A 2,230-nucleotide genomic window follows, 5' to 3' on the forward strand; every position below is an offset into this window, starting at 1 on the left:
CACCCGGTCGGCCCGGGACGCGGGCGCGGGCTGCGCGGCGACCCGCCCCGGCCGGAGCGCGCCGCGCAGCAGCGCCCGCGCCGCCGCGCCGCCCGGCCCGCGCCCGCGCAGGCCGAGCAGCGCCACCAGCAGGAGCAGCCCGAGCAGCGCCCGGGCCGCCCAGGCCATCGCCGGGTCCCGGTCCGCGCGCTCCGCGCCCAGGTCGGCCGCGGTGAAGTTGTACGCGGGCAGGTCCAGGTCGGCGCCGTAGCGCTGCCGGTGCGCGTCACGCGCCGCCCGGTACGCCGTCTCGGCCGACCGCCAGCCCTGGTAGGCGGCCGACGAGCCGGTGTCCAGCCACTGCACGTGGCGCAGCACCATGGTCCGGTAGGCGGCCAGCGTCTCGAAGAGGTTGACCTGGTAGTCGAGGGTGCGGGTGAACCGGTCGCGCAGGGCGGCGTCCCGCCACGTCGCCGGGTCGGTGGCGGCGACCAGGTCGCGCATCCGGCGGGCCAGCGCGACCGCCACCGCGCCCTCGTCGACGGCCGCGTCGAGGCGGTCGCCGGTCACCGCGTAGATGCTGTCCAGCGCGGCGGAGTCACCGGTCGGGATGTCCCACTCGAAGATCCACATCATCGGCGGTGGTTCCAGCCCGAGCGCCCGTACCGACCGGTCGGCGTACGGTCCGATGTAGAGGCCCGTGCCGACCGCCCGCCGGGACAGCGCCATGGCCTGCCCGATCGCGGCCACGGTCGCCGGGTCGGCGGAGAACGTCCGGTACGCCCAGTCGGCCGTCACCTGCGCGGGGTCGGTGTCCGGGTCCCAGGCCAGCCGGGCGACGGCGTACGTGTTGAGGTCGTAGAGCTGCCAGAAGCCGGTGCGCAGGTAGAGCGACATCGGTCCGGCGCGCAGCGGGCCGCCGTCCTGGGTCCAGTTCCACACGCCCTCGACCCTCGGGTTGGCGGCGAGGAACGTCCGCAACGCCTGGCGGTGCAGCGGGCCGAGGTCGTTGGGGAGCGCGCCGAAGCCCTCGAACTCGCGCCGGGCCTGAAACTCCACGATGCGCCGGTGCGCGCCGGTCAGCAGGGTGGTGTTCAGCGGCAGGTGGCTGTAGAAGTCGCCGAGGGTGTACTTGGTCGACACGATCAGGTGCGGGTCGTCGAACCCGCCCAGCACCCGCGCGTACGACTCCGGGTTGGTGTGCAGGTCGCCGACGGCGCCCACCCCGACGGTCCAGCTCCGGAAGATGACGTCCCGGCCGGCCCGCCCCGCGGTGTCCAGCAGTGCCCGTAGCATCGCGCGCACCGACGCGGCCGTGGTGACCGCGAGGCGCGACGAGTAGTCCCAGCCGGCCGCGGCGTACACCTCGCCGCCCTCGCCGACGCGCACCATCAGACCGTCCACGAACGGCAGGCGCTCGAACAGCTCGGCCAGCCCGGCCTGGTAGACCGCCCAGAGCCGGGGGTCGGCCACGTCGAGGCCGCCGACGGTGCGGGTCAGGTACGCCTCCAGCGGCGGGGACACCGCGAGCATGTCGGTGAGCAGGAAGACCTTGACGCCCATCTCCTCGGCGTACCGGAAGACCGGGCCGAACGCCGCGACCATGGCCCGCGCCCGGTCGATGTGCGGGTCACCGGGCGGGTAGACGGCGTGCCCGTCGCCCACCTTCGCGAAGGTGACGTACTCCAGGAAGCCGGGCACCACCACCGCGTTGTAGCCCTGCGCCACCGAGTGGTCGACGAACTGCCGGAACTGCGCGTCGATGCGGGCCACCGCGGCGGCGTCCACCCACGGGGCGCGGGGCAGCAGCGCCGCCCCGACCACGTCGGTGTTGAGCCGGTAGTCGTCGCCGGCGGCGAAGGCGGCCGGCGCCGGCTCGCGACCCACCGAACCGGCGTCGGTCAGTCGCAGGCCGAGCCGGGGCGTGACCACCCGGCCCGCGTCGGCGGCGGGCAGCACCTCGACGCCGGAGCGGATCCGGTCGGCGAGCCGGTACAGCCCGGCGGCGGCTCCCGCGACGTCGACCCCGTCGACGACCAGTTCGGTCCCGCGCACGCTCATTCGGTAGGACTCCGGCGCGGTGGCCAGGGTGGGGAGCACGCCGGCGTGCAGCGTGGTGACCGCCGCGAGTTCCCCGGCCGCCGGGCCACGGACGGTACCGGCCGCCGGGCCCTGGGCGGTTCCGGCCGCCGGCCCGCCGGGCGGTCGGACCGGGGTGGGCGGGCCGTTGGTCGGCGGTGTGGCCGGGGTG

Annotated in this window: 1 protein-coding gene; it reads right to left on the reverse strand. The window is 76.0% G+C overall.

Annotation, left to right across the window (positions count from 1 at the left end):
* The coding region (locus tag LQ51_RS10025; RefSeq protein ID WP_156313025.1) for a hypothetical protein at positions 1–2,230 on the reverse strand (2,230 nt) is incomplete at both ends.

The organism is Micromonospora sp. HK10, from assembly GCF_000982955.1.
Lineage (GTDB): Bacteria > Actinomycetota > Actinomycetes > Mycobacteriales > Micromonosporaceae > Micromonospora.